Source organism: Paragemmobacter amnigenus (assembly GCF_009908265.2).
GTDB lineage: Bacteria > Pseudomonadota > Alphaproteobacteria > Rhodobacterales > Rhodobacteraceae > Paragemmobacter > Paragemmobacter amnigenus.
In genome coordinates this window covers 1-25,225 of the sequence record NZ_JAAATX020000007.1, presented here as the reverse complement: position 1 = coordinate 25,225, position 25,225 = coordinate 1, and the positions used below count along the sequence as shown (strand labels likewise).

The 25,225-nt window shown below is 66.4% G+C and carries 28 protein-coding genes and 1 tRNA gene; 12 read left to right on the top strand and 17 right to left on the bottom strand.

Annotated features, from left to right (window positions below):
- Window positions 1–47 precede the first annotated feature (47 nt).
- On the bottom strand, window positions 48–1,499 hold the full coding sequence (cysS, locus tag GU927_RS10840) for a cysteine--tRNA ligase (RefSeq protein ID WP_161762471.1): 1,452 nt from the start codon (window positions 1,497–1,499) through the stop codon (window positions 48–50).
- Window positions 1,500–1,898: 399 nt separating this feature from the next.
- On the opposite strand from cysS, the gene GU927_RS10835 reads away from it, so the two are divergent.
- Entirely contained in the window at window positions 1,899–3,287 is a 1,389-nt protein-coding gene (locus GU927_RS10835) for a pyridoxal phosphate-dependent decarboxylase family protein (RefSeq protein ID WP_161762470.1), read from the top strand.
- A 61-nt stretch (window positions 3,288–3,348) separates the two neighbouring features.
- Here the strand turns inward: GU927_RS10835 and GU927_RS10830 are convergent, their stop codons facing one another.
- From GU927_RS10830 to GU927_RS10820, 3 genes are all read right to left on the bottom strand, one after another.
- Window positions 3,349–3,957 (bottom strand): outer membrane protein, encoded by a 609-nt coding sequence (locus GU927_RS10830; RefSeq protein ID WP_161762469.1) that lies wholly within the window; start codon window positions 3,955–3,957, stop codon window positions 3,349–3,351.
- Between the two features lie 243 nt (window positions 3,958–4,200).
- Window positions 4,201–6,006: an ABC-F family ATP-binding cassette domain-containing protein gene (locus GU927_RS10825; protein ID WP_161762468.1), complete on the bottom strand. Its 1,806-nt coding sequence runs from the start codon at window positions 6,004–6,006 to the stop codon at window positions 4,201–4,203.
- 41 nt (window positions 6,007–6,047) lie between these two features.
- Window positions 6,048–6,782: a GNAT family N-acetyltransferase gene (locus GU927_RS10820; protein ID WP_161762467.1), complete on the bottom strand. Its 735-nt coding sequence runs from the start codon at window positions 6,780–6,782 to the stop codon at window positions 6,048–6,050.
- A gap of 112 nt (window positions 6,783–6,894) precedes the next feature.
- On the opposite strand from GU927_RS10820, the gene msrB reads away from it, so the two are divergent.
- On the top strand, window positions 6,895–7,287 hold the full coding sequence (gene msrB / locus GU927_RS10815) for a peptide-methionine (R)-S-oxide reductase MsrB (protein WP_161762466.1): 393 nt from the start codon (window positions 6,895–6,897) through the stop codon (window positions 7,285–7,287).
- A gap of 61 nt (window positions 7,288–7,348) precedes the next feature.
- On the opposite strand, the gene GU927_RS10810 is transcribed toward msrB, so the two are convergent.
- On the bottom strand, window positions 7,349–7,795 hold the full coding sequence (locus GU927_RS10810) for an outer membrane protein assembly factor BamE (RefSeq protein ID WP_232489194.1): 447 nt from the start codon (window positions 7,793–7,795) through the stop codon (window positions 7,349–7,351).
- 277 nt (window positions 7,796–8,072) lie between these two features.
- Between GU927_RS10810 and GU927_RS10805 the strand changes: the two genes are divergently transcribed.
- The 8 genes from GU927_RS10805 (at window position 8,073) to GU927_RS10770 (ending at window position 13,685) form a co-directional block, all read left to right on the top strand.
- Window positions 8,073–8,630: a YceD family protein gene (locus GU927_RS10805; RefSeq protein ID WP_161762464.1), complete on the top strand. Its 558-nt coding sequence runs from the start codon at window positions 8,073–8,075 to the stop codon at window positions 8,628–8,630.
- Between the two features lie 161 nt (window positions 8,631–8,791).
- Window positions 8,792–8,998, top strand: coding sequence for a 50S ribosomal protein L32 (gene rpmF / locus GU927_RS10800; RefSeq protein ID WP_161762463.1), 207 nt, complete (start codon window positions 8,792–8,794; stop codon window positions 8,996–8,998).
- 24 nt (window positions 8,999–9,022) lie between these two features.
- Window positions 9,023–10,156: a phosphate acyltransferase PlsX gene (gene plsX, locus GU927_RS10795; RefSeq protein WP_161762462.1), complete on the top strand. Its 1,134-nt coding sequence runs from the start codon at window positions 9,023–9,025 to the stop codon at window positions 10,154–10,156.
- Window positions 10,153–11,124, top strand: a complete 972-nt coding sequence (locus tag GU927_RS10790; RefSeq protein WP_161762461.1) for a beta-ketoacyl-ACP synthase III — start codon at window positions 10,153–10,155, stop codon at window positions 11,122–11,124. Before plsX ends, GU927_RS10790 begins: the two co-directional genes overlap by 4 nt.
- Before the next feature lie 88 nt (window positions 11,125–11,212).
- Complete coding sequence (gene ihfA, locus GU927_RS10785) at window positions 11,213–11,515, top strand: integration host factor subunit alpha (RefSeq protein ID WP_161762460.1); 303 nt, start codon at window positions 11,213–11,215, stop codon at window positions 11,513–11,515.
- A 15-nt stretch (window positions 11,516–11,530) separates the two neighbouring features.
- Window positions 11,531–12,394 carry a MerR family transcriptional regulator gene (locus tag GU927_RS10780; RefSeq protein ID WP_232489193.1) on the top strand — a complete coding sequence of 288 codons (864 nt, stop codon included), beginning with the start codon at window positions 11,531–11,533 and terminating at the stop codon, window positions 12,392–12,394.
- Between the two features lie 63 nt (window positions 12,395–12,457).
- A tRNA-Pro gene (locus GU927_RS10775) sits at window positions 12,458–12,535 on the top strand.
- A 73-nt stretch (window positions 12,536–12,608) separates the two neighbouring features.
- The gene (locus GU927_RS10770) at window positions 12,609–13,685 is read left to right on the top strand and encodes a 2'-deoxycytidine 5'-triphosphate deaminase (RefSeq protein WP_161762673.1); all 1,077 of its coding nucleotides are present in this window, start codon (window positions 12,609–12,611) and stop codon (window positions 13,683–13,685) included.
- Here the strand turns inward: GU927_RS10770 and GU927_RS10765 are convergent, their stop codons facing one another.
- The 12 genes from GU927_RS10765 to murI all read right to left on the bottom strand — a co-directional run bounded on the left by GU927_RS10765 (window position 13,686) and on the right by murI (window position 22,743).
- On the bottom strand, window positions 13,686–13,898 hold the full coding sequence (locus GU927_RS10765; protein WP_161762459.1) for a hypothetical protein: 213 nt from the start codon (window positions 13,896–13,898) through the stop codon (window positions 13,686–13,688).
- A 16-nt stretch (window positions 13,899–13,914) separates the two neighbouring features.
- Window positions 13,915–14,562, bottom strand: a complete 648-nt coding sequence (gene scpB, locus GU927_RS10760) for an SMC-Scp complex subunit ScpB (RefSeq protein WP_161762458.1) — start codon at window positions 14,560–14,562, stop codon at window positions 13,915–13,917.
- Window positions 14,559–15,344, bottom strand: coding sequence for a segregation and condensation protein A (locus GU927_RS10755; protein WP_161762457.1), 786 nt, complete (start codon window positions 15,342–15,344; stop codon window positions 14,559–14,561). The genes scpB and GU927_RS10755 overlap by 4 nt, the downstream gene beginning before the upstream one ends.
- Complete coding sequence (locus GU927_RS10750) at window positions 15,337–16,353, bottom strand: glycoside hydrolase family 3 N-terminal domain-containing protein (protein ID WP_161762456.1); 1,017 nt, start codon at window positions 16,351–16,353, stop codon at window positions 15,337–15,339. Before GU927_RS10750 ends, GU927_RS10755 begins: the two co-directional genes overlap by 8 nt.
- Complete coding sequence (locus tag GU927_RS10745; RefSeq protein WP_161762455.1) at window positions 16,350–17,312, bottom strand: SPOR domain-containing protein; 963 nt, start codon at window positions 17,310–17,312, stop codon at window positions 16,350–16,352. Before GU927_RS10745 ends, GU927_RS10750 begins: the two co-directional genes overlap by 4 nt.
- A gap of 75 nt (window positions 17,313–17,387) precedes the next feature.
- Window positions 17,388–19,133 carry an arginine--tRNA ligase gene (gene argS / locus GU927_RS10740; protein WP_161762454.1) on the bottom strand — a complete coding sequence of 582 codons (1,746 nt, stop codon included), beginning with the start codon at window positions 19,131–19,133 and terminating at the stop codon, window positions 17,388–17,390.
- Window positions 19,134–19,201: 68 nt separating this feature from the next.
- Entirely contained in the window at window positions 19,202–19,558 is a 357-nt protein-coding gene (locus GU927_RS10735; protein ID WP_161762453.1) for a 3TM-type holin, read from the bottom strand.
- 70 nt (window positions 19,559–19,628) lie between these two features.
- Window positions 19,629–20,081, bottom strand: a complete 453-nt coding sequence (ccmE, locus tag GU927_RS10730) for a cytochrome c maturation protein CcmE (protein WP_161762672.1) — start codon at window positions 20,079–20,081, stop codon at window positions 19,629–19,631.
- Between the two features lie 17 nt (window positions 20,082–20,098).
- Window positions 20,099–21,127 carry an N-acetyl-gamma-glutamyl-phosphate reductase gene (gene argC, locus GU927_RS10725; RefSeq protein ID WP_161762452.1) on the bottom strand — a complete coding sequence of 343 codons (1,029 nt, stop codon included), beginning with the start codon at window positions 21,125–21,127 and terminating at the stop codon, window positions 20,099–20,101.
- 198 nt (window positions 21,128–21,325) lie between these two features.
- Window positions 21,326–21,538, bottom strand: a complete 213-nt coding sequence (locus GU927_RS10720) for a BrnA antitoxin family protein (RefSeq protein WP_161762671.1) — start codon at window positions 21,536–21,538, stop codon at window positions 21,326–21,328.
- Window positions 21,539–21,551: 13 nt separating this feature from the next.
- Window positions 21,552–21,836, bottom strand: a complete 285-nt coding sequence (locus GU927_RS10715; protein WP_161762451.1) for a BrnT family toxin — start codon at window positions 21,834–21,836, stop codon at window positions 21,552–21,554.
- 94 nt (window positions 21,837–21,930) lie between these two features.
- The gene (gene murI, locus GU927_RS10710; protein WP_161762450.1) at window positions 21,931–22,743 is read right to left on the bottom strand and encodes a glutamate racemase; all 813 of its coding nucleotides are present in this window, start codon (window positions 22,741–22,743) and stop codon (window positions 21,931–21,933) included.
- A 202-nt stretch (window positions 22,744–22,945) separates the two neighbouring features.
- On the opposite strand from murI, the gene GU927_RS10705 reads away from it, so the two are divergent.
- Both GU927_RS10705 and GU927_RS10700 read left to right on the top strand, forming a co-directional pair.
- Window positions 22,946–23,839, top strand: coding sequence for a LysR family transcriptional regulator (locus tag GU927_RS10705; protein WP_161762449.1), 894 nt, complete (start codon window positions 22,946–22,948; stop codon window positions 23,837–23,839).
- Window positions 23,840–24,299: 460 nt separating this feature from the next.
- Window positions 24,300–25,225, top strand: a 926-nt coding sequence (locus tag GU927_RS10700; protein ID WP_232489192.1) for an AIR synthase related protein, incomplete at its 3' end; no start/stop codon positions are given.

Below are 25,225 nucleotides of genomic sequence, written 5' to 3'. Positions count from 1 at the left end.
CCGGCGGACGGGGGCAGCGCCCCCCCGATTTTTCGCAGAAAAATCGCTCACACCAACCCCTCCAGCTTCGCGGCATCGAATCCCGGCCCGGGCAGCAACTCCACCCCCGCCTTGGACATCCGCACCTCCACCCCCGCCGCCACCAGCGCGGCCTTCATCGCATCCACGGGCGCAAAATCCTTCGACGCCATCGCCGCCTCGCGCAAGGCGCCCAGCCGCGCGGCATAGGGCGCAAGGTCCACCCCACCAAGCTTCGTGGCCTTCCACTCCGTTTCGGTAGATTGAAGCAGTCCAAGCAGCGCCGCAGTCCGCTTCAGTTCCAATGCGCCAACCTCATCGCTCCCATCAGCGGAGGGATGGCCTTTCGGTAGGACGGACTTTGCTTGCTCAATTAACTCAGTAATCGCAAGGGACGTGTTAAGGTTATCGGCAAGTGCCTGCACAACCTTCTCATTAGGAGTCCACTCTTCCTGTAAGGGCACATCACCAACGGTAGAATAGAGCCAGTCTAGGGTTCTTTCCGCCTGCGCCGCCTTCTCGGCGGTCCAGTCCATGGGCCGCCCGTAATGCGTCCCCAGAAAGACGAAGCGGATCACCTCGCCCGGCACGCCCTGCCCCAGCAGGTCCCGCACGGTGAAGAAATTGCCCAAGGACTTGGACATCTTCTTCCCTTCCACCTGCAGCATCTCGTTATGCATCCAGACGCGGGCAAACTCTGCCTCCGGATGGGCGCAGCAGCTTTGCGCCACCTCGTTCTCGTGATGCGGGAATTGCAGATCGATCCCCCCGCCATGGATATCGAAACTCGCCCCCAGCAGGGCAAGGCTCATGGCCGAACATTCGATATGCCACCCCGGCCGCCCCCTGCCCCAAGGGCTCTCCCACCCCGGCAGGCTGTCATCCGACGGCTTCCACAGAACGAAATCCATCGGGTCTTCCTTGAAGGGCGCCACCTCGACCCGCGCGCCCGCGATCATGTCATCGACCGACCGCCCCGACAGCCGCCCATAGTCCTTGAACGAACGGACGCGGAACAGAACATGACCATCCCGCGAATAGGCATGGCCGCCCGCGATCAGCCCCGCGATCATCGCGATCATCTCGGCGATATAGCCCGTCGCGCGCGGCTCATGCGTGGGGCGCAGTGCGCCCAAGGCATCCATATCCTCGTGATACCAGCGGATCGTCTCTTCCGTCCGCTCGGCAATCAGCGCCTCCAGCGTCCCCGCCGCCCCCGCCTGCTGCCGCGCAAGGGCGGTGGCGTTGATCTTGTCATCCACGTCGGTAAAGTTGCGCACATAGGTCACATGCCCCGCGCCATAGACATGGCGCAGCAGCCGGAACAGCGTGTCGAACACCACCACGGGCCGCGCATTGCCCAGATGCGCGCGGTCATAGACGGTCGGTCCGCAGACATAGACACGCACATTCTGCGGGTCGATCGGGGCAAAGACCTCCTTCGCCCGCGTCCTCGAATTGTGCAGCCGGATCGTCACCATCCTGAAACCCCGTGCCAAAGGCGCAACCGCCGCCATGCCGTCTCCCGGCGCGGGTCTAGCAACTTCGTCTTTCCTTGGGAATGACAAGAAGTCCCGCGCGACCCTGTGGTCAGCCGGGAATGCAGCAGATGGCGGTGATGCGCGTCCTGTCCATGGCTACAGCCCTAGCGCCAATCGCGCCCGCTGCCAAGCCCCGCCCCCCGATTCGCGGATCACGGTTAACGACCGCACGCCCCGTTGCGACCGCCCGCTGCGTATGTACAGCCTGCGGCACAACCACCGGCACAGCCGCCGGTACGACCGCGTTCCGCTAACCCTCCGAATTTCCACACAGAACGCACGCCCCTTGCAGCGCAACGCGCCGCCTGCTCAAGTTCCGCGCAAAACGGGGGGGACATCATGGATCACGACGACCTGCGCCACTGGTCGAAACGCGCCGCGGACTGGGCGCATGACTACCACGCCACCCTGCGCGACCGCCCCGTCCGCGCCCCCCTCACCCCCGGCGCCACCGCCGCGCAGCTCCCCCCCGCCCCGCCGGAAGAGCCCGAGGCGATGGAGGACATCTTCTCCGACTTCACCCGCCTCATCCCCGCCGCCATGACCCATTGGCAGCACCCCCGCTTCTTCGCCTATTTCCCCGCCAATGCCGCCCCCGCCTCGATGCTGGCCGAACAGCTCGCCAATGCCATCGCGTCGCAGGGGATGCTCTGGCAGACCTCTCCCGCCGCGACCGAGGTGGAACAGGTGATGATCCGCTGGCTCGCCTCTGCCCTCGGCCTGCCCGACCGCTTCACCGGCACGATCCATGACAGCGCGACCACCGCCACCCTTTCCGCCATCCTGACCATGCGCGAGGCGGCGCTGGACTGGCAGGGGCTGCAACAGGGCCTCTCCGGCCAGCCGCGCCTGCGCCTCTATGCCAGTGCAGAAACCCATTCCTCGGTCGACAAGGCGGCGCGCATCGCGGGCATCGGTCAGGAAAATCTGGTGAAAATCCCGACGGATGCGACGCTCTCCATGAAGCCCGGCGCGCTCGCCGGTGCCATCGCCGCCGACCGCGCGGCGGGCTTCCTGCCTGCGGGCGTCATCCTCTGCGCGGGCGGCACCTCGGTCGGCGCCTTCGACCGCATCGCGGATTGCATCGCCGTGGCCCGCGCCGCCGACCTGCCCGTCCATGTCGATGCCGCATGGGCCGGCAGCGCCATGATCTGCCCCGAATTCCGCACCCTCTGGACAGGGGTCGAAGGGGCGGATTCCATCGTCTTCAACCCGCACAAATGGCTCGGCGCGCAATTCGACTGCGCGGTGCAGTTCCTCGCCGATCCCGCCCCGCAGATACGGACGCTCGGCCTGCGCCCGACCTATCTGCAAACCGCCGGACGGGAAGAGATCACCAATTTCAACGAATGGACCATCCCGCTCGGCCGCCGCTTCCGGTCGCTTAAGCTCTGGTTCACGCTTCGCGCCTATGGTCTGTCCGGCCTGCGCGCCCGCATCCGCAACCATGTCGACTGGGCGCGACAGGCCCGCGACGCGCTGGCGCGGCTTCCCGGCGTGACGATCACCACCGAACCCTCGCTGTCGCTCTTCACCTTCGCCCTGCCCACCGACGCCGGGACAGAGGCCCTTCTGACCCGCATCAACGACGACGGCCGCATCTACCTGACCCAGACCCGCCACGCGGGCCGCTTCGTGATCCGCGTGCAAGTGGGCCAGTTCGACTGCACAAGGGAGGATGTGATGACCATCCCGCAGGTCGTGGCCGATCTTCTGGGGCAGAAATGACACGGAATCGCAAAGGGGCGGCCCCTGCGGACCACCCCCCTGTTAACGCATCGTTAACCGATCAGAACCGGAAGCCCACGCGCGCATTCACCGTGGTGGCATCCAGATCGGTGCCCGTTCCGGCAAAGTTGTCGAACCGGTGCTCCATGATCTCGGCACCCAGCGTCATGCTGTCGGACAGCGCATAGTCCACGCCCAGACCGGCGCCCCAGCCATTGTCGCTGGCCTCGACACCGCCCACGGTGGCATCGGCGCGCACCGCCGCCACCGTGCCGTAAACCAGCGCGGGGCCCATGTCATAGCCCCCGATCAGCTTCAGCCGCGCGATATTGTCCAGCGAGTTGCCCGCCGCGCCCAGCTCGATGTCGGACCAGTCATAGTTGCCCTCGACCCCCGCAACGAACTGGCCGAAGTCCATCCGGTACCCACCGATCAGACCGCCGGTCATGCCATCGCCACCCAGCGCGGCCGAGCTGCCAACATCGCCATACCCAAGCTGGCCACCGGCATAGAACCCCGTCCAATCCCCGTTCGGCGCGACATAGACGGGTGCGGCGGCGGGGGCGACCATCGGCTCTTCCACGGCCTGCACCGGCCCGCCGGCCAGCGCGGGAAGGGCGGCAAAGGCGGCCACGGCGCCTGCGACTGCGGTTGCGGTAATGCGTTTCATGTCTGTCTCCTGTGCCATGTGTACGCGGCCGCTCTCCATCCGGGCGGCCGTCAGACGCTACAGACCTGCGCCCTTCCCCCCGCCCGGGCAACCCTAGTTAACGGCGAGGTGAGGGGGCGTGAACTCAACCGGCGGTAATCCGCAGGGCAAACGGGGCGAACCGGCCGGTTTTGGCCTATCCCCTCAAAAACACGTGATATTCCGGAACCGCGACCGCACGACGGCGTTACCCGCGCTTGCCCGTCAGGCCCGCTCTTCCAGCGACAGCCATTCCTCTTCCGCCGCCGCCAGCGCCACCTGCCGCTCGGCCATCGCCTCGGATGCCTTGCGGAACTTCGCAGGTTCCTTGGTGAACAGGTCGGGGTCCGACAGGAACTCGCCCAGCTTGGCGATCTCGGCCTCCAGCCGTTCGATGATCGCAGGCAACGTCTCCAGCCGCTTGCGCTCGGTAAAGGACAGACCCTCGGCCTTCACAGGCTCCGCCTTCGCCTCCAGCTTGGGCCCTTCGGCCTTCACCGGACGCGCCACCTCGGCCACCGGCTGCGGCCGCTGCGCCGCGTAATCCGACCACCCGCCGGGATAGACCGTCGCCCGCCCGTCACCCTCCAGCGCCACGGTGGCGGTGGCCACGCGGTCGATGAAATCGCGGTCGTGGCTGACCAGCAGGACGGTGCCGTCATATTCGCCCAGAATGTCCTGCAACAGATCCAGCGTCTCGACATCCAGATCGTTGGTCGGTTCGTCCAGGATCAGCAGGTTCGACGGCTTTGCCATCAGCTTGGCCAGCAAGAGCCGCGCCTTCTCGCCCCCCGACAGACTCTTGACCGGCGCCCGTGCCTGCCGCTCGTCGAACAGGAAATCCTTCAGATAAGCCACCACATGCTTGGGCGTGCCCCGCACCATGACCTGATCGGAATTGCCCGACACCCGCATGCCCGGATCGCCCGTCATGTTCTCCCACAGGCTCGCCTCGGGGTCCAACTGCGCGCGGGTCTGGTCAAAGACCGCGATCTCCAGACTGGTGCCCAGCGTCACCGTCCCCGCATCGGGCGCCACCTCGCCCACCAGCATCTTCAGAAGCGTGGTCTTGCCCACCCCGTTCGGCCCGACGAATGCCACCCGATCCCCGCGCAGCACCCGCAGGTCGAACCCCCGCACGATCACCTTGTCGGCAAAGCGCTTTTCCAGCCCCTTCGCCTCGATCACGCGCTTACCGCTGGTCGGTCCGCTTTCCAGCTCCATCGCCGCCGTGCCCTGACGGCGGATCATCGACGCCCGCTCTGCCCGCAGCGCCTGCAGCGCGCGCACGCGCCCCATGTTCCGCTTGCGCCGCGCGCTGATCCCCTCGACCGCCCATTTCGCCTCGGCCTTGATCTTGCGCTCCAGCTTGTGGCGGGCCTCGTCCTCTTCGGTCCAGACCGTCTCGCGCCACTCCTCGAAGCCGTCAAAACCGGATTCGCGCCGCCGCACCTCGCCCCTGTCGATCCAGAGCGTGGCCCGCGTCAGCGCCTTGAGGAACGCGCGGTCATGGCTGATCAGGACAAAGGCCGCCCGCGTCTCGGACAGTTGCGCCTCCAGCCACTCGATGGCCTGGATGTCCAGATGGTTGGTCGGCTCGTCCAGCAGCATCAGCTCAGGCGCCTCGGCCAAGAGCTTGGCCAGCGCCGCCCGCCGCCGCTCGCCGCCCGAGGCCGTGACAACCGGCGTCTCGGGGCGGAACTTCAACCCCTCGGCCACCATCTCTACCCGGTAGCCATCCGCCTCGGCCAACTGGCTCGCCGCGTAATCGCCCAGCGTGGCAAAGGCCGACAGGTCGGGGTCCTGCTCCATATACCCCACCGTCACCCCCGGCGGCACGATGCGGCTGCCCTGATCCGGCTCCACCAGCCCCGCCATCACCTTCATCAGGGTCGACTTCCCCGACCCGTTCCGCCCCACCAGCGCGACGCGGTCGCCCGGCTGGACGACAAGGTCCAGCCCGTCGAAAACAGGATTGCCGCCGAAGGTCAGCGAGATGCCGGAAAGCTGGAGAAGGGGTGCGCGTGCCATGCGGCGTGGGTAAGCGGGGCAAGCGCCGCCGTCAACGCCCCTCAGGCCGCATCCGCCCGCAGAAGCCGCGCGCGGGCAGGCGGGATCGCGGCGATCTCGACGGCGGTAAAGACATGCAGCGTGTCCAGATCGCGGTCGATGACGGCATGATCCCCGACCCATCCCCCCATCGCCAGATAGGTCCTGAGCAGCGGCGGCATCTGCGCCAGCGCCGCCCGCCCGTCATGCGGTTCGGGACGCATCGCCACCGCCTCTGCCCTGCCCTTGCGCGGCCGCAGGTGGGGAGGGCCCAGATGGCGGCTCGCCAGCAGCGCCAGCGCATCCCCGTGCCGCAGCGGATCCGCGCCGTCGAACGAGGAGCAGCCCGACATCATCCCGACGCTCTCGCCATCCACGATCCGCGTCAGCGCGGCCCATGCCATCCGCAGCACCTCGGGGTCGCCCGCCGCCGTGCAGAACCGCCCGATCTCCAGCACCTTGCCGCCATAGCCTGCCAGAGGCGACAGGTCATAGAACTGCCCCGCATAGCTCTGCGCCAACCCGCCCCCGTCCGGCAGCAGCAGCAGGCGGCAGGTTCCGGCCAGCAGCCCCGCCTGCGTCTCGACCAGCAGATGCCGGCAGCGCGCGTCCAGCGGCTCTGCATCCAGCCCGTCGGGATCCCCGCCCCTTCCCCGTCCCAGCCGGAAGGCGCGATAGCGCAGGCGTTGCGCGGCGCGCAGATCCTCGTCTGTCTCGGCTAGGCGGGCGCGGAAACGGCCCTTGCAGAACGGCTGCACGTCTGACGGCTCCTTGATGCTTGGCGCAGCACCGGCGGCGACCTAGATATGACGCTGGCAGGAATGGCGACGCAAGCCCTCGGCAGCGCGCGGCACGGGAAGGAAACGGACGATGGACAAGGTGGTGAAATCCGATGCGGAATGGCGGGCGCAACTGTCCGAGCTTGCCTACAAGGTGACGCGCAAGCACGCCACCGAACGCGCCTTCACCCATGACGATTTCCCCAAGGCGCGCGGCACCTTCCGCTGCGTCTGCTGTGACGCGCCCCTTTTCGATGCGGCCACCAAATTCGACAGCGGCACCGGCTGGCCCAGCTTCTGGCAACCCCTGGACCCCGAGATGGTGGGCGAGCAGGAGGACCGAACCCTCTGGATGCGCCGGACCGAGGTGCACTGCAACCGCTGCGACGCGCATCTGGGCCATGTCTTTCCCGACGGCCCCGCCCCGACCGGCCTGCGCTATTGCATCAACGGCGTGGCCCTGACTTTCGAACCCGAGGGCTGATGCACAATGGAAAACGCGCGCCGAAGGGCGCGCGTTTTTCGTTGCATGGACCGCAAACCTGTCAGTCGCCGGTGATGACGCCCGGCGCGATGCGGCCAAAGCTTCCCAGAAGCTGCCGGATCAGACCCAGCCCCTTCACATTCGTCTCGGTCACGCGCCGCGACAGCGGCACGACCTTGCCCCGCTCAAGCCCGAATCGTTCGACATTCGCAACCGTTCCCGACTCCGCAAAGGTGATTGCCACCACCTGCCGGTCAACCTCGCGCGGCTCGAAAGCTCCGCGATTGGCCCAGCGGCTCTGGACGTAATACCAGCCCTCGTCGTTCAGCAGACCCGAGGCCGTGGGGCGTCCCACCTTTTCCGTCACAGTCTCGCGCGTGTCGACGCCGACCTCGACCGCTGCCAGTTCATCGTCGGTGGGAACATAGCCGTGGTTGCGGTAGACCGTCGAACAGGCCGCAAGGGCCAGCAGCACCGCACCGGCAAGCCCAAACCTCAGGCCGCGCATAACAACCGCACCGGTCGCACTCTTGCCGTGGAAAGCCATTCCGTTCCCTACCTGCCCAACCCTGCCCCGTCCGGTCACCTTGTCATGCAGCAGCACAAGAAGTATCCCGTCTGCATCGGGGCGCAGGCGCTTCTTTCCCTCCGGCTTACAGAAGGACGGCCCGCTGTTCAAGAATGGAACGGGGCCAACCATGCCGGAGTTGGCAGGAAGACGGCCTCTTGCCCGATGCTGACGACCAGAACCAGCCCCTGAACCGCCCAGCCGGAGCCTTCGACGGATGACCAACGCGCCCCTGCCCAGCCTGCCTTTCCGCAGCGCGACCCTGTCCTCGCGCAAGGCGACGCGTTTCGACTTCCGCCCCGATGCAGCCGGTCGCGCCGCCATCGCGGCAGAGCTGGGCCTGCTGGACCTGCCCGCCTTCCGGCTCAGGGGCGAAATCCGCCCTTCGGGACGCAGCGACTTCGATTTCGAGGCCGAGCTGACCGCCGACATCGTGCAGCCCTGCTCGATCACGCTGGCCCCCGTTCCGGCCAGCCTCAAGGAACCGGTGCGCCGCAGTTTCGTGGCCGATTGGCAGATCCCCGAGGGTGACGAGGTCGAGATGCCCGAGGATGACACGCTCGAACCCCTGCCCGAGGTGATCGACATAGGCACCGTCGCGCTCGAGGCGCTGGCGCTGGCGCTGCCGCTCTATCCCCGCGCGCCCGGCGCGGAACTGGGCGAGGCGGTTTTCACCGCCCCCGACGCCGAACCCCTGCGGGACGAGGACCTGCGTCCCTTTGCCGGTCTGGCCGCCCTCAAGGCCCGTCTGGCACCGGGCGACGGGGGCGAATGACGCGCTGTCGCAGGACACAAGAAAGGGGCTTGCGCCCGCACCAAATCCCGCTATGTTCCGCGCCTCATTCGATGGCTGGTCAGGGCTCGCGCGATAAGCGGGCAAACCGCTGATCGCAAAGGAAAATCAGGGGCATGTCCCCGCTACCCCGAGGTTGAGACATGGCTGTCCCTCAGAACCGAGTCACCCGTTCGCGCCGCAACATGCGTCGTGCTCATGACGCGCTGGTCGCTGGCAATCCGCAGGAATGCTCCAACTGTGGCGAGCTGAAGCGCCCGCACCACGTCTGCGGCGCCTGCGGTCACTATGACGCCCGCGAAGTCGTGGCGACGGCGACCGAAGTCGATCTGGACGAGGACGCGGCGTAAGCCGCCCGCCAGACGCGTCGCCTGATGGCCAGCGGATCGCAGATTCCGGCAAACGGCGGCGCATCGCGCATCGTTATTTCCGTCGACGCCATGGGCGGCGACAGGGGACCGGCAGCTGTCGTTGCCGGTCTTTGCCTGTCTGCACGTGAACTGCCGGATGCCCATTACATCCTGCATGGCAACGACGCCGAACTCGCGCCCCTGATCGCGCGGGAAACCGGTCTGGCCGGACGCGTCAGCCTGCGCCACGCGGACCGCGTGGTCACCATGCACGACAAGCCCAGCCAGGTGATGCGGAACGGTGACGGCACCTCGATGTGGTCCTGCATCGACAGCGTCAAACAGGGCGAGGCGACGGTGGCCGTCTCTTGCGGGAATACCGGCGCACTCATGGCGATCTCGATGATCCGCCTGCGCCGCCTGCCCGGCATCAACCGCCCCGCCATCGCCAGCATGTGGCCCTCGCGCAATCCGGGCGGGTTCAACGTCATGCTCGACATGGGCGCCGACGTGAAGGCGGAAGCGGGCGATCTGCTGCAATTCGCCATGATGGGCGCCTCTTACGCGCGCAACGGTCTGAACCTCTCGCGCCCCCGCGTGGGCCTGCTGAATGTCGGCACAGAAGAGCACAAGGGACGTGCCGAGCTGAAAGAGGCGCATGAACTCCTCTCGCAGGCGGCCGAGGCGGGGGGATTCGAATTCGTGGGCTTCGTCGAAGGATCGGACATCCCGTCTGACCGCGTCGACGTGATCGTGACCGACGGTTTCACCGGCAATATCGCGCTCAAGACCGGCGAGGGCACGGCGAAGCTGATCTCGGACTTCCTGCGCGAGGAATTCAACGCCTCGGTCTTTTCGAAACTGGCGGCACTCTTCGCCCTTGGAACGCTGCGCCGCCTGCAACGCCGGATGGACCCGCGCCGCGCCAATGGGGGCGTGTTCCTTGGGCTGAACGGCACTGTCGTGAAATCGCACGGCTCTGCCGATGCCACAGGCGTCGCCGCCGCGCTGCGCCTTGCCTACAGGCTGGCCGCGGCTGGCTTTCAGGACCGACTTGCCGCGCGGGTTGCGTCCGCTGTACGGGCGGGGCAGGATGCCGCCGCAGAGCAAACCCCGCTCGATGCGGCCGCGGGGACGGGAGGCGGGACGAAAGAATGACGATACGCGCCGTCGTAAAGGGCGTCGGGCACTATCTGCCCGAACGGGTGGTCCCCAACTCGGAACTGGAATCGCAGGTCGAGACGAGCGACGAATGGATTCGCACCCGTTCCGGCATCGAACGCCGCCATTTTGCCGCCGATGGGCAGACCACATCCGACCTCGCCATCCGCGCCGCGCAGGCCGCACTGGCCGATGCCGGAATGTCCGCCGATGACGTCGATGCGATCGTCCTTGCCACCTCCACCGCCGATCTGACCTTTCCGTCTGCCGCAACGATGGTGCAGGCGGGGCTGGGCATGACGCGCGGCTTCGCCTTTGACGTGCAGGCCGTCTGCGCGGGTTTCGTCTATGCGCTGTCCACCGCCAATGCCCTGATCCTGTCCGGACAGGCGCGCCGCGTGCTGGTGATCGGGGCCGAAACCTTTTCGAAGCTGATGGACTGGTCGGACCGCACCACCTGCGTCCTATTTGGTGACGGCGCGGGCGCGGTGCTGCTGGAGGGAGCCGAGGGCACCGGCGGAACGCAGGATCGCGGCATCCTGTCCACCGACCTGAATTCCGACGGGCGGCACAAGGATATCCTCTACGTCGATGGCGGCGTGTCGACCGGAAGCACGGGGCATCTGCGGATGCAGGGCAAGGAAGTTTTCCGCCATGCGGTGGAGAAACTGGCCGAAACCGCCCATACCGCGCTGGAAAAGATCGGGCTGAATGGCGGGGATGTGGACTGGATCGTTCCCCATCAGGCCAACATCCGCATCATCGAGGCGACGGCCAAGCGGATGCAGGTTCCGATGGACCGTGTCGTGGTGACCGTACAGGATCACGGCAACACCTCGGCGGCATCCATCCCGCTGGCCCTGTCCGTCGGCAAGGCGCGCGGGCAGATCAAGCCGGGCGATCTGATCGTGACCGAAGCGATCGGCGGGGGGCTTGCCTGGGGTGCGGTTGTCCTGCGCTGGTGAACCGCCTCAATGCAGCGCGACAAGTGGTTGATATTGACTCGTAAATCCAAACACCTCACTCTGGCCTGAAAAGCCCGGGGGGGACAGGATGAGTGAGAAAACCTTGACGCGGATGGATCTGTCCGAGGCAGTCTTCCGCGAGGTGGGCCTGTCGCGCAACGAAAGCGCGGCTTTGGTCGAAAGCGTGCTGCAACACATGTCCGATGCGCTCGTTTCGGGCGAGACGGTGAAGATCTCGTCCTTCGGGACTTTTTCGGTCCGCGACAAGTCGGCGCGTGTCGGTCGCAACCCGAAGACGGGCGACGAGGTTCCGATCAGCCCGCGGCGCGTGCTGACCTTCCGTCCCTCTCATCTGATGAAGGATCGTGTGGCCGCTGGCACGCACAAGTAAGAAGGAAGTCCGCGGATGGAAAAGTCGCCCGAGGCGTTCCGGACCATCAGCGAGGTCGCCGAAATCCTTGAAACGCCGGCCCATGTGCTGCGGTTCTGGGAGAGCCGGTTTCCCCAGATCCGGCCCGTCAAGCGGGCTGGCGGTCGTCGGTATTACAGACCGGGCGACGTTGCTCTGCTGTCGGGGATCAAGCGGCTGCTGCACGACGAAGGGATGACCATTCGCGGTGTCCAGAAAATCCTGCGGGAACAAGGGATAAGGCATGTCGCCTCGCTCGCCCCCGGCGGGTTGGGGGATGGCGTGATGTCCGAGGGGGAAACGCTGCGTCTGGCGCAGGCCGCGCTGGAAAGCGCCGCGCCCCTGCCGCCCGAGGTGGCGCAATCCGCGCAGATCATCTCGCTCGAGGCGGCGCTGCAACGTCAGGACAGCCCCCGCCCCGTCCCCGTACAGCCCGACCTTTGGGCTCAGGATCCGGGCGAGGCCCCCTTGCCGTCCGATGGCCCGCAAGACGCGCACTGGCCGCAAGACCCCGAGGATGTGGCGGAGGAAGCGCCTTTCGTCGATCTGGACGATGACGCCGTGCAGGAAACAGGGACCACCGGCGCGCAGGTGGCGTGGCTGACCCCAGCCGAAGGCCCCGGACCGGACGCTGCCGCCGCGCAAGGCGACAGCTCCTCGGGTCAGGGCGGCGATTCGGCAGACGGGGACGGCGCAGGGGAGATAGCCGCAGAGGATGCTGCGGCCACGTTGGCCGCGCTTTTGCGGCGAGCGCGACAGGCCGATCTGCTGCACAGGCAGGACGAACTGCGGCGGCTCTATACCCGCGCGGTGGACCTGCGCGACAGGCTGGCGACGGCATCGCGTCGGCGCGTGAAGTGATCGTTTCAGGGATGCGCTTTCAGGCTTGCCCCTGCCCGGAATATCAGTATGTATCCCGCCTGTCGGGCCGTGGCGCAGCCTGGTTAGCGCGTCCGTCTGGGGGGCGGAAGGTCGAGAGTTCGAATCTCTCCGGCCCGACCAACACCGAAACCGCCCGCCTGCCGCAAGGTAGCGCGGGCGGTTCCGTTTCCGGCTTCTGCGGGGGGGCAGAGTGATGACTTCGACCGGCGTCCTTCCGTCACAGACCCTGCGTGCCATGATCGCCCAAGGCACCATCGCCGCCGATCCCGCCATCATCGACGCCCAGATCCAGCCTGCGAGCCTTGACCTGCGGCTTGGCACCGTGGCCTATCGCGTCCGCGCCTCGTTTCTTGCCGGACAGGGGCGCAAGGTGGCCGACCGCATCGCGGAATTCGAAATGCACCGCGTCGACCTTACGCACGGGGCCGTGCTGGAAAAGGGCTGCGTCTACCTGATTCCCCTGATGGAACGGCTGCGCCTTCCCGCGGGGGTCAATGCGGTTGCAAATGCCAAGAGCAGCACGGGCCGGCTGGACCTGCTGACCCGCACCATCACCGATGGCGGGACGGAATTCGACCGAATTCCGGAAGGTTACGAAGGCCCGCTCTATGCCGAGGTCTGCCCGCGCAGCTTTTCCGTGCTGGTCCGTCCGGGGATGCGGTTGAACCAGATCCGCTTTCGCCAAGGGCAGGCCGTTCTGGACGATGCCGCCCTTGCCGCGCTGCATGAAGCAGAGACGCTGGTCTCGGGCGAGGCGGTGATTTCCGAAGGTCTGGGATTCTCGGTCGATCTGCGACCCACGGACAGCGACCTTGTGGGCTATCGGGCAAAGCCCCATACCGGCGTCATCGACCTTGACCGCATCGGCCATTACCCCGCCCGCGACTTCTGGGAAGAAGTACGCACGACCGAGGGACGCATCATCCTCGATCCCGGCGCCTTCTACATCCTCGTCAGCCGCGAGGCCGTGACGATCCCGCCCGATTACGCCGCCGAGATGGCCCCCTATCTGGCGATGGTCGGCGAATTCCGCGTGCATTACGCAGGCTTCTTCGACCCCGGTTTCGGCCATGCCGCCGCCGGTGGCGCAGGGTCACGCGGGGTGCTCGAGGTGCGCTGCCACGAGGCACCCTTCGTGCTGGAACACGGGCAGGTCGTGGGGCGGCTGGTCTATGAGCGTATGGCGGCAAGGCCCGACACACTTTACGGGCGCGAGATCAAGTCGAATTATCAGGGTCAGGGGCTGAAACTGGCCAAGCAGTTCCGCTGATCAGCGCCAGAAGCGCCGACCCAGCTTGACCGCGTCCCGCAGGCGTTTTTGCGTTTGCGCGCTGCCTGCGTGGCGCGCGCGCTCTTCGGGTGTCATCTTTCCCTTGGCCTTGGGCGAGCCTGCCATGCGGTTGATGCCCTCGCGCATTGCGGTTCCCAGCAACTGGCGCAGCAGGCGCCCGCCGATGCCCTGAATCAGACGTCCCCAGTCCATCCTGTCACCCTTTCACTCAATCCTCGAAAAGCTCGCTCTGGCCCGTGACGGTTTCCTCCTCGTCATCGGTCTTTTGCAGACTGCCGGGCAGCGGACGGTTGTCCAGCAGCCCCGCGGCACGCAATTCCTTCAGCCCCGGCAGGTCGCGGGCGGATTCCAGACCGAAATGGTCAAGGAACTGTTCGGTCACCACAAAGGTCACCGGACGGCCCGGCGTCATGCGGCGGCGGCCCAGACGGATCCATTCCATCTCCAGCAACTGGTCGATGGTGCCGCGCGACACGGCCACGCCGCGGATTTCCTCGATCTCGGCCCGCGTGACGGGCTGGTGATAGGCGACGATGGCCAGCGTCTCGATCGCCGCGCGCGAGAGTTTGCGGGTTTCGACCGTTTCCTTGCGCATCAGATGGCCCAGATCGGGCGCGGTGCGGAAGGCATGGGCATCGCCCACCCGCACGAGGTTCACCCCCCTGCCCTCATAGCGTTTGCGCAAGTGCAGCAGCGCCTCGGCCGGATCGCAACCATGAGGCAGGCGCGACGCCAGTTCGGCCAGCGTCACGGGTTCGGCCGAGGCGAAGAGGATCGCTTCGATCATCCGCTCCTGCTCGGCCATCGGGGGGGCCTCGAACAGGCTGCGTTCGACGGGATCTTCGGTGTCACTCATGATTTTCGCCGCAACTGGATGGGCGCGAAGGTTTCGCCCTGCCGCAATTCCACCTGCCCGCGCTTGGCCATTTCCAGAACGGCGGCGAAATGGGCGGCTGTAGACGAACGCCGCCGCATCGGGTTGCTGTCCCAGCCATCGGGCAGGAAACTGGTCAGCTCGGACCAGTCACCCGCAAAGCCGATCAGGTCGCGCATCCGTTCCAGCGCCTGTTCCATGGTGAAGACATGGTCGCGGTCCATGACGAAGGGGCGGAATTCGTCCTTGGTGCGGATGCGGGCATAGGCGCGCATCAGGTCGATCAGTGTGGCGGAATAGGTCACCTTGCGGTGGCGCGTCACATCCTCGGGCAGGCCGCGCGCAAAGAAATCGCGCCCCAGCTGGTCGCGCGCCATCAGCCGTGCCGCAGCCTCGCGCATGGCCTGCAACCGCTCCAGTTGAAAGGCCAGATGGGCCGCCAGTTCCTCGGCCGAGGGGCCATCGTCCGTGGGATCGGGCGGCAGGAGGAGGCGGGATTTCAGGAAGGCCAGCCACGCCGCCATCACAAGATAATCCGCCGCCAGTTCCAGCCGCAGCGCGCGCGCCTTTTCGACAAAGCCCAGATACTGGTCTGCCAGCTGGAGGATGGAGATCCGGCGCAGATCCACCTTCTGCGTCCGCGACAGCATCAGCAGCAGGTCCAGAGGCCCTTCGAAACCGTCGACATCGACGATCAGCGCCTCGGCCGTGACGCGCTCGGCCGGAGAGAGCCGTTCTTCGCCAGTCCAGTCGTCGTCAGACATGCGCCCGTCCCTCAAGGATCAGGGAAAGGTCAGCTTCAAGCGCGTCAATGTCAACGGGGTCGGGCGTCCGGCGCGCTGCAAGGGCGGCTGCCGCGCGCGCAAGGGTGGCGGGCCCCATCCGTCCGGCCGCCGTGGCGACCGCCTGCATCCCGGCCAGATCGCCCTTGCAATGCAGGGCAATGTCGACGCCTGCGGCGATGGAGGCTGCGGCGCGGTCGGCCAGCGTTCCGGCAAGGGCCTGCATGTTCAGATCGTCGGTCATCAGAAGGCCCCGGAAACCGATCCGGTTGCGGATCACGTCCACCATCGCGGGGGACTGCGTCGCGGGGCGGTCGGGATCGAAGGCGGCGAATACGATATGGGCGGTCATCGCCATGGGCATGTCGGCCAGCGCGCGGAAGGGCGCAAAGTCGGTGGCATCCAGCACCGCCGCGCTTTCCGATACGGTGGGCAGGTCATGGTGGGTATCGGCGGTGGACCGGCCATGCCCCGGCAGGTGCTTTGCCACGGGAAGCACGCCACCTTGCAGATGCGCCTCGGCCACGGCACGGGCAACGGCGGCGACGGTGGCGGCATCGCTGCCGTAGCACCGGTTCTTCAGGAAAGGATGGGTCACCGCACCCGCGATGTCGGCACAGGGGGCGCAATTGGCATCGACACCCACCGCGCGCAGTTCATGGGCAATGATCCGCGACCGAATCGCCATGCCCCGCGCCGCCTGCGCGCCCGAGCGCAGCACCTGATCCAGCGGTGGCAGCCATTCCCGCCAGTGCGGCGCGCGCATCCGCTGGACGCGTCCGCCTTCCTGATCGATCAGGATCGGCGCATCGCGCCCCACGGCCTCGCGCAGAGAGGCGGTCAGGCGGCGCATCTGGTCAGGGGTTTCGACGTTGCGCGCAAACAGGATGAAGCCGAAGGGATCGGCGTCGCGGAAGAAGGCCGTTTCCTCCGCCGACAGGGCGGGCCCCGCGCAGCCGAAGATGGTTGCGCCGGTGCCTGTGGCCGTCATCGCTGTTCGACCGGAATGCAGGAGGCGTTCTGCGCGAGAATCTGCGTGCAGAACCCCCGCGCGTCGACCTCATCGGCAAAACCGTGGGCGCGCAGGCGAAAGAAGGTGCGCCCGCCGCTTTCGGCCGCCTGCACAACAAGCGCCTTTCCGTCCAGCAGGGGGCCGAACTGGTTGCCCAGTTTCAGCCATTCGGCCCGCGCCTGTTCGGCGCTGTCGAAGGCACCGAGTTGCACGAGGCGGGTTCCGGCGGGGATCATGGACGGATCAATCTCGGCCATGACGGCAGGCTGTGCCTCAGGTTCGGAGAGGGACACGGGTGCAGCAGCCCCCCCTTCGCTGCCCGGACGGGCACGGGGGCGGATGGCGGTTGTGTCGGCTGCGGCAAGATCGACGCCATCGTCCGTGAGCGGGGCTTCGGGCACCGGCTCGGCCAGCGCCTCGGCCAAGGCCAGAGCGACGGCGTCGGGGTCGGGTCCGGTGGTTTCGGCGGGGGCTTGAAGGACCGGCTCGGCAAGATCGGGCGCGGCAAGGGAAAGGACGCCGGAGGCAGCAACCGCGGCTTCGGGCATGGCAGGCAGCGCGCCTTCCAGCGCCAGGCCGGGGGCATCCTCATAGCTCAGCTCGACCGGGCGCGGGGCGAGGACCAGACGGTCGGGCGGCGGGGCGGCGGTTCCGAGGGCGGCCACCGTATTGACGGCTAGGCCCTGATGGTCGGCCACCTCGCCACCCGGGTTTTCGGGGGCGATCCGCATCGGACCGGACATCGCCTGTATCACCGGCACGCCATGCACGTCGCGGACGGCAATCCGGTAGCCCCAGAAAATCACACCCAGCACAATCGCTACGGAACAGACGGCACCGGCCAGATGCACGACCCGCGCCACGCGCGAGCGTGCCAAAGGGTCCTGCCAGCCAGAGCCGTAGGCGCCATCGAAATCATCGAAGTCCACGTCCGCCATGCCATGCCTCTTGCCCGGTGCGATACGTGCCGCACCCGCGTTCTTTGCCTGCTCGATCCGGCGGGGCACCTTTTGTCAGCGCATTTCCTCGACCGGAGCGACACCCAAGATAGCAAGACCGTTGCAAATGACAACGGAAACGGACCGCGCAAGGGCGATTTTCGCCTGCGATGTGGCGATATCTCCGTCCTGGATGAAGCGCAGCGCGCCGTCATCGTTGCCCTTGTTCCACAGACCGTGGAATTCGGAGGCCAGCTCATAGAGGTAAAAGGCCACCCGATGCGGTTCGTTGTTGCGCGCGGCAATCTCGACCAGACGGGGCCATTCGGCGATCTTCTTGGCCATAGCGATTTCCGCCTCGTGCCCCAGACGGGACAGGTCGGCCGCGGCAAGCGTGGCGTCGGCGCAGTCTATTCCCGCCTCGCGCGCCTTGCGGAGGACGGAGTTGATGCGGGCATTGGCATACTGGACGTAGAAGACGGGATTGTCCTTGGACTGTTCCAGCACCTTGTCGAAGTCGAAATCCAGCGCCGCGTCATTCTTGCGCGTCAGCATGACAAAGCGGGTGACGTCGGCCCCCGCCTGTTCCACCACGTCGCGCAGCGTGACGAAGGTCCCTGCCCGCTTGGACATCTTGAAGGGTTCGCCGTTCTTGTAGAGCTTCACAAGCTGGATCAGCTTGATATCCAGCGGCACGCGACCGCCCGACAGGGCGGAAACGGCGGCCTTCATCCGTTTCACATAGCCGCCATGGTCGGCGCCGAAAATGTCGATCAGCTGGTCGAAGCCGCGCTTCACCTTGTTGTAGTGATAGGCGATGTCGGGGGCGAAATAGGTCCATGACCCGTCCGACTTCTGCACGGGGCGGTCGACGTCGTCGCCATGGGCGGTGGAACGGAACAGGGTCTGGACGCGGGGTTCCCAATCCTCGGGTTCCTTGCCCTTCGGCGGTTCGAGGACGCCTTCATAGATCAGGTCCATGTCGCGCAGGGTGGCGATTGCCGCCTCGATCTCGCCCGTGCCGTAGAGGGCCTTTTCGGATGAATAGACATCCATCTCGACCCCCAACACTTTGAGATCGTTCCGGATTTCCGCCATCATCATCTCGGTCGCGAAATCGCGCACGTCCCGGAGCCAAACAGATTCCGGCTGGTTCAGCAGGCTGTCGCCATATTTGGCCTTCAGCGCCTCGCCCACGGGGATGAGGTAGTCGCCGGGATAGAGACCCTCGCGGATTTCGGGTTCCAGCCCGTTCGCCTCGCGGTAGCGTTCAAAGGCCGAGCGGGCCAGCACATCGACCTGCGCGCCGCCGTCGTTGATGTAATATTCCCGCGTCACATCCCAGCCCGCATAGGCCAAGAGCCGCGCCAGAGCGTCACCGAAAACCGCGCCGCGCGTGTGGCCCACATGCATCGGACCGGTCGGGTTGGCCGAGACGAATTCGACGTTGACGCGCAGCCCCTTGCCCATCCCGGACCGGCCGTAATCCGCCCCCGCCGCCAGCGTGGCGCGCACCAGACCCTGCCAGAGCGCCGGAACCAGCCGCAGGTTCAGGAAACCCGGGCCTGCCACATCGGCCCCCGCAACACGGGGATCGGCCATCAGCCGCCCTGCCAGCGCATCGGCAATCGCGCGCGGTTGCAGTCCGGCAGGCTTGGCCAGAACCATGGCGGCATTGGTCGCCATGTCGCCATGCGAGGCATCGCGCGGCGGCTCCACCGCCACAGCCGAAAAGTCGAGGCCCGCAGGCAGCGTGCCATCCGCGACCAGCGAGTCGAGCGCAGAGATCACGAGATCCCGGATATCCGAGAAGAGGTTCATTTGATCACATTCCTGTCTGGTTGCCTCCGGCAATGCCAGAGGCCGCCAGACAGGTCAAGGATCGCGCGTCAGGGATTGCCCGCTTCGCGCGGTGTGACGGGGGTGTCGGCGGGCGGTTCGGCTGCGGGACGATGGCGCAGGTGATACGCCTCGCGCGCGCCGAAATGGCCGATCAGCACCGCCCCGAGAAGCCACCACAATTCCTCCGGCATGCGGTCAAGGCTGGCCATGGCGCGCTCGAACGTGGCGGGTGCCAGCAACGCCAAGGCAAAGAGCGCCACCGTGCCATAGGCCAGAAGCGGTCGCGGCAAGCGGTTGGCCGCGTCGATCAGACGGTCGTAGCGGCCCTTTCCCGCGACAGCCGGGTTGGCGGAGAGCCGGGCGGCAAGGTCCAGCGCGCCGGAGAGTTTGTCGGTCAGTTTCATATGCGCTCCTCGGTCCAGAAAGTGCGAGGGTCGCGCCACAGGGTTAACCGCCGCGCAAGGCGGCGCGCGGTCAGCTGTCGGGCTGGTTCGGGTCGACGTAGACGCCCTGTTCCTTCAGCGCGTCGACGACTTCCTTGGGCATGTAGGTTTCGTCATGTTTGGCAAGGATTTCCGTGGCCTGGAAGGTGCCGTCGACCATGCTGCCGGTGCCCACCATGCCCTGGCCTTCGGCAAAAAGGTCGGGCAGGACGCCGGTATAGGCCACGGGGACGGACTGGTTCATGTCGGTGACGCGGAAGGTCACGGTTTCGCCCTGACCGCGGATGATGGAGCCTTCCTCGACCAGACCGCCGATGCGGAACACCTCGCCCGACTCGGGCGGTTGTTCGACGACCTGCGTGGGCGAGCGGAAGAAGTTGATGCCGTCGCGCATGGCATAGCCCACAAGGCCGGTCGCGCCGAGCAGGGCCACCGCGGCAAGCGCGATGATCTGGATACGGCGTTGTTTCTTAAGACCTTTCAGACCGGCCATGATCCCTCCTACGGGAAGACGGGGGCGAGCATCAGCCCTTGGGTTTCGGGCAGGCCCAGCATGAGGTTGGCGTTCTGGATGGCCTGACCGGAAGAGCCCTTGGTCAGGTTGTCCAGCACAGCGATGATGATCGCGCGGCCGGGGATGCGGTCGCCGGTCACGCCGATGTGGCAGAAGTTGGAACCTGCGATGTCGCGTGTCGAGGGGAGTGCGCCAAAGGGTAGCACCTTCAGGAAAGGCTCGGTTTCATAGGCGGTTGCGAGGGTTTCGTGAACCACCTTCGGGTCGCCCTTGACATAGACGGTCGCAAGGATGCCGCGGTTCATGGGCAGAAGGTGCGGAGTGAACTGCACATGGACGGGGCGGCCGGCTATCTTGCTGAATTCCTGATCGAATTCGCCGAGGTGGCGGTGCTTGCCGCCCGCCGAATAACTGTGCGTCCCGCCCGACAGTTCGGCGTGGAGGAGGTTTTCCTTCAAGGACCGCCCTGCCCCGCTGACGCCTGCCTTGAGGTCGATCAGGATGTCGTCAAGGTCGATGCAACCCTTTGAAATCAGGGGACGAAGCGCATATTGGCCAGTTGCCGCGTTGCAGCCGGTTCCGGCCACCAGACGGGCCTTGGCGATGTCGGCGCGGTAGAATTCGGTCAGGCCGTAGACGGCTTCCTTTTGCAGGTCGACCGCCGTGTGGGGTTGGCCGTACCATTTGGCGTATTCCGCCGGGTCGCGCAGGCGGAAGTCGGCGGAGAGGTCCACGATCCTGAGGGTGCGGGGGAGTGCGGACACAACCTGTTGGGTCGTGGCATGGGGCAGCGCGCAGAAGCAGAGGTCGATGCCGGAAAAGTCGATCTCGTCGATCTTTTGCAGGCGCGGCAGGGTCAGGTGGCGCAGGAAGGGGAAGACCTCGGCCATCTCCATCCCTGCCTTGCGGTCGGCGGAAAGGGCCGCGATTTCAAGACCTTCGTGGGTGGCGATCAGGCGGACGAGTTCTGCGCCCGTATATCCCGATGCCCCGAGGATGGCGACTTTTCTGGCCATGGCGACCCCCTGTGTCAGATGGGGGAGTGATGCGGCAGGCAGGGGCGGAGGGCAAGGGGTAATTGTACCGCAGCCTGTGCCGACGGTTGTGCCGCAAACTGTACATACGCAGCGCGCGGTCGGGCGGGGTCGGGCGCAACGGCTGCGGCGGGGGATGAGTCCAGCGGGGTTAACGGTAGCGCCAGCCCGCCCGCCCCGTCACAGCCCCAGCGCGCGGCGCAGATCGGCATTGATGCGGCCCTGCCAGCCGGGTCCGGTGGCGCGGTAGGCGGCAAGGATGTCGGGGTCGAGGCGGAGGGTGGTGGAGACCTTGGTGACGGCGGCCTTGGGGCGACCGCGAGTCACCTCGGCCTTGGCGAAGCGTTCGGCCCAGTAGGGGGTGGAGAGGTCGGGGAGGTCGCCGTCAGGCATCGACGCGCGGTCGTCATCCGTCAGCGGTTCCGAAGGCTGGCCGGTAACGGGCGATTTCGCGGGCATTGGCTTTCCTCATGCTGATGATGCGCAGGGTGTCGTTTCTTGGTGTCCACGCAACGAGGACCATGCGGCTGCGCAGGAACCCGACCGAGATGAAGCGCGGCTCGCCATAATCGAACCGGTCATCTTCGATCGTGAGGCAAGGTCCGGCAAGCACGTCGCCCGCATCGGCCATGTCGATCCCGCGCTGCAACAAGGTCTGTTCGCGCTTGGCGGGATCATAGCTGATCTGCATTTTTGTTACTACATTAAATCCTCGCTCGGGAAGATCATGCAGAACTGCCAGTTAAGGGGTGGTTAACCCAAGCGGGATGCGCCGGGGGCGCACCCTACGCCGCCTCGAACTCGATCTTCCGCCGCAGGAACTGCGTCGCCTTGTTCGACACCGCCTTGGGATCGCCCGTCGTCAGGAATTTCGACTGCGTCCCCGAGCCCAGAAACTCCGGCCGCCGCGTCAGGTAGTCGGCCAGTGACTCGGCCACCAGATTGGCCTGGGAATAGACCTTGACCCCCTGCCCCAGCGCGTCCTGGAAGACCTTTTCCATCAAAGGGTAATGGGTGCAGCCGAGGATCGCGGCCTCGGGCGCGGGCATGCGGCGCTTGAGCGCCTCGACATGCGAGCGCACCAACGCCTCGGCCAATATCTCGTCGCCCTGTTCGATGGCGTCGACCACGCCGCCGCAGGGCTGCGCCTCGACATCCACACCGATGGCGCGGAAGGCAAGCTCGCGCTGGAAGGCGCGGGAGGCGACGGTGGCGGGGGTGGCGAAGAGGGCCACGTGTTTCACCGCGACCTCGCGCGGGGGGGAGTTGTCGCCCCATTGCCGTTCGGTCAGCGCCTCGATCAGGGGCACGAAGACGCCCAGGACGCGTTTGTTCGGCGGCACCCAGGTTTCCTGCATCCGTTTCAGCGCGGCGGCAGAGGCGGTGTTGCAGGCGAGGATCACCAGATCGCAGCCTTCGGCCCAGAGCCGTTCTGTCGCGGCGCAGGTAAGGTTGAAGATGTCGTCGGCGGTGCGCACGCCGTAAGGGGCGTGGGCATTGTCGCCCAGATAGACGAAGGGCACATCGGGCAGGCGGCGCGCGACGGCGTCCAGCACGGTCAGCCCGCCGAGGCCCGAATCGAAGATGCCCACTGCCATGACCTGCCCCTTTGCCCTTGCCCGCCGCGCGGGGGCGGCGGTCTGTCCTTTGGACAAAGCATAGGCGGGATGCGGGCGCTGTGGAAGGGTATGGGGGGCTTTGTGTCATTTTACCCAGCCATGCGTCCTTTACATGGCTGATATACTTCTTATGTGGGGTCTCCCGTGCTAGCGTGGCCGGGATTTCAGGACAGGTGCGGGCATGGATTGGGACAAGTTGCGGATTTTCCACGCGGTGGCGGACAAGGGCAGTCTGACCCATGCGGGGGATGTGCTGCATCTGAGCCAGTCGGCGGTGAGCCGGCAGATCCGCGCGCTGGAGGAAAGCCTGAACGTGACCCTGTTCCACCGCCATGCGCGGGGGCTGATCCTGACGGAGCAGGGCGAGCTTTTGTTCGATGCGACGACGCAGATGGTCAAGCGGCTGGATGCGACGGCGGCGCGGATCCGGGACAGCGAGGACGAGGTCTTCGGCGAGTTGCGGGTGACGACCACGATGGGGTTCGGTACGCTGTGGCTGGCACCGCGTCTGGCCGCGCTGTACCAGAAGTATCCCGGTCTGAAGATCGACCTGATGCTGGAGGAGAAGGTGCTGGACCTGCCCATGCGCGAGGCGGATGTGGCGATCCGGATGAAGGAGCCGTCGCAGGCCGACCTGATCCGCAAGCGGCTCATGAACATCAAGATGCGGCTTTATGCGACCGAGGAATATCTGGCCGCGCATGGCACGCCCGCGACCATGGCCGAGTTCCATTCCCACCGGCTGATCTGCCAGCATCCCGGCACGGCGCAGGTGGCGGCGGGGGCGAGCCTCGTGCAGCAGCTTATGAGCCATGACATTCCGTCCACCCTGACGGTGAACAACTATTTCGGGGTGTTGCAGGGGGTCTTGAACCATATCGGGATCGGCGTGCTGCCCGATTACATCACCGAGGACTTCCCCCATCTGGTGCGGGTGCTGCCCGAGGTGGAAAGCGGCGAGGTGCCGGTGTTTCTGGCCTATCCCGAGGAGCTGCGCCATTCCAAGCGGGTGGCGGCCTTCCGCGAGTTCGTCAGCGAGGAAATCTTCAAGTACCGCAAGCGCGAGCAGGCCTGATTTCGGGGCGGTCCGCGGGGGGCTGTGGAACCGTTTCCATGCCAATGCGCGCAGCCATGCATCAGGTGCATAGCGGCCATGATGCATCTGCGGCATTCCTGCCCTTGCGCGGAATCGTCCGCCACCCTAAATGCAGCGGCGAGGCGGTGATCGAGACTTTCTCTTGCCGCTTCATACCTCCCTGTTGGACTTGGCCGAGCGAAAGCTCGGCCTTTTTTTTTGCTTTTCAGGGTCCGGTCGGGCCGGTGCCTGCGGAAGCGGCAGGCGCAGCCGGGTCCTGCCGCGGATCGGGGCAGAGCGCGAACGGGCGGACGGGGCGCGGGCGGCGGGTGTGAGTCGGGCTGCGGGGGCGCGGCGAAAAATCCGGCGGCGGGGGGGCATCCCCTGCCCTTCCCCCTTTTCCTTGTGCCCCGTTTCGCCTAGACGCGCGGGCAAGGACGAAGCCCCGAGGGATGCCGCCATGACCGAACCTGCCATCACGCCCGACCTGATCGCCAGCCACGGGCTGAAGCCGGACGAGTATCAGCGGATATTGCAGATCATCGGGCGCGAGCCGACCTTTACGGAACTGGGCATCTTTTCGGCCATGTGGAACGAGCATTGTTCCTACAAGTCGTCGAAGAAATGGCTGCGGACGCTGCCGACCACGGGGCCGCAGGTGATCTGCGGGCCGGGCGAGAATGCGGGGGTCGTGGATATCGGCGACGGGCAGGCGGTGATCTTCAAGATGGAGAGCCACAACCACCCGTCCTATATCGAACCCCATCAGGGGGCGGCCACGGGCGTGGGCGGCATCCTGCGCGACGTCTTCACCATGGGCGCGCGGCCCATCGCGGCGATGAACGCGCTGTCCTTCGGGCTGCCGTCGCATCCCAAGACCGCGCATCTGGTCAAGGGCGTTGTCGAGGGGATCGGGTCCTATGGCAATGCCTTCGGCGTGCCGACGGTCGGGGGCGAGGTGCGGTTCCACCGCGCCTATAACGGCAACTGTCTGGTCAATGCCTTTGCGGCTGGCCTCGCGGATGCGGACAAGATCTTTTACTCGGCCGCGAGCGGCGTGGGGATGCCGGTGGTCTATCTGGGCGCCAAGACGGGGCGTGACGGGGTGGGCGGGGCGACCATGGCATCCGCCGAATTCGACGACACGATCGAGGAGAAGCGCCCCACGGTGCAGGTGGGTGACCCCTTCACCGAAAAGCGGCTGCTGGAGGCCTGTCTGGAGCTTATGGCGTCGGGCGCGGTGATTTCCATTCAGGACATGGGGGCGGCGGGCCTGACCTGTTCGGCGGTGGAGATGGGCGACAAGGGCGGTCTGGGTATCCGGCTGCAACTGGATGACGTGCCGCAGCGCGAGACGGGCATGATGGCCTACGAGATGATGCTGTC

Coding starts and splice junctions, on each gene's coding strand:
- ihfA (WP_161762460.1), top strand. CDS start 11,213: ATGAGTGAGAAAACCTTGACGCGGATGGATCTGTCCGAGGCAGTCTTC.
- argS (WP_161762454.1), bottom strand. CDS start 19,133: ATGAACCTCTTCTCGGATATCCGGGATCTCGTGATCTCTGCGCTCGAC.
- GU927_RS10825 (WP_161762468.1), bottom strand. CDS start 6,006: ATGGCACGCGCACCCCTTCTCCAGCTTTCCGGCATCTCGCTGACCTTC.
- GU927_RS10750 (WP_161762456.1), bottom strand. CDS start 16,353: ATGACGGCCACAGGCACCGGCGCAACCATCTTCGGCTGCGCGGGGCCC.
- GU927_RS10830 (WP_161762469.1), bottom strand. CDS start 3,957: ATGAAACGCATTACCGCAACCGCAGTCGCAGGCGCCGTGGCCGCCTTT.
- GU927_RS10715 (WP_161762451.1), bottom strand. CDS start 21,836: ATGCAGATCAGCTATGATCCCGCCAAGCGCGAACAGACCTTGTTGCAG.
- plsX (WP_161762462.1), top strand. CDS start 9,023: ATGGCCAGCGGATCGCAGATTCCGGCAAACGGCGGCGCATCGCGCATC.
- GU927_RS10780 (WP_232489193.1), top strand. CDS start 11,531: ATGGAAAAGTCGCCCGAGGCGTTCCGGACCATCAGCGAGGTCGCCGAA.
- GU927_RS10770 (WP_161762673.1), top strand. CDS start 12,609: ATGACTTCGACCGGCGTCCTTCCGTCACAGACCCTGCGTGCCATGATC.
- murI (WP_161762450.1), bottom strand. CDS start 22,743: ATGGCAGTGGGCATCTTCGATTCGGGCCTCGGCGGGCTGACCGTGCTG.
- scpB (WP_161762458.1), bottom strand. CDS start 14,562: ATGAGTGACACCGAAGATCCCGTCGAACGCAGCCTGTTCGAGGCCCCC.
- GU927_RS10735 (WP_161762453.1), bottom strand. CDS start 19,558: ATGAAACTGACCGACAAACTCTCCGGCGCGCTGGACCTTGCCGCCCGG.
- GU927_RS10835 (WP_161762470.1), top strand. CDS start 1,899: ATGGATCACGACGACCTGCGCCACTGGTCGAAACGCGCCGCGGACTGG.
- GU927_RS10720 (WP_161762671.1), bottom strand. CDS start 21,538: ATGCCTGACGGCGACCTCCCCGACCTCTCCACCCCCTACTGGGCCGAA.
- GU927_RS10765 (WP_161762459.1), bottom strand. CDS start 13,898: ATGGACTGGGGACGTCTGATTCAGGGCATCGGCGGGCGCCTGCTGCGC.
- GU927_RS10790 (WP_161762461.1), top strand. CDS start 10,153: ATGACGATACGCGCCGTCGTAAAGGGCGTCGGGCACTATCTGCCCGAA.
- cysS (WP_161762471.1), bottom strand. CDS start 1,499: ATGGTGACGATCCGGCTGCACAATTCGAGGACGCGGGCGAAGGAGGTC.
- GU927_RS10805 (WP_161762464.1), top strand. CDS start 8,073: ATGACCAACGCGCCCCTGCCCAGCCTGCCTTTCCGCAGCGCGACCCTG.
- rpmF (WP_161762463.1), top strand. CDS start 8,792: ATGGCTGTCCCTCAGAACCGAGTCACCCGTTCGCGCCGCAACATGCGT.
- GU927_RS10755 (WP_161762457.1), bottom strand. CDS start 15,344: ATGTCTGACGACGACTGGACTGGCGAAGAACGGCTCTCTCCGGCCGAG.
- argC (WP_161762452.1), bottom strand. CDS start 21,127: ATGGCCAGAAAAGTCGCCATCCTCGGGGCATCGGGATATACGGGCGCA.
- msrB (WP_161762466.1), top strand. CDS start 6,895: ATGGACAAGGTGGTGAAATCCGATGCGGAATGGCGGGCGCAACTGTCC.
- GU927_RS10705 (WP_161762449.1), top strand. CDS start 22,946: ATGGATTGGGACAAGTTGCGGATTTTCCACGCGGTGGCGGACAAGGGC.
- GU927_RS10745 (WP_161762455.1), bottom strand. CDS start 17,312: ATGGCGGACGTGGACTTCGATGATTTCGATGGCGCCTACGGCTCTGGC.
- GU927_RS10810 (WP_232489194.1), bottom strand. CDS start 7,795: ATGCGCGGCCTGAGGTTTGGGCTTGCCGGTGCGGTGCTGCTGGCCCTT.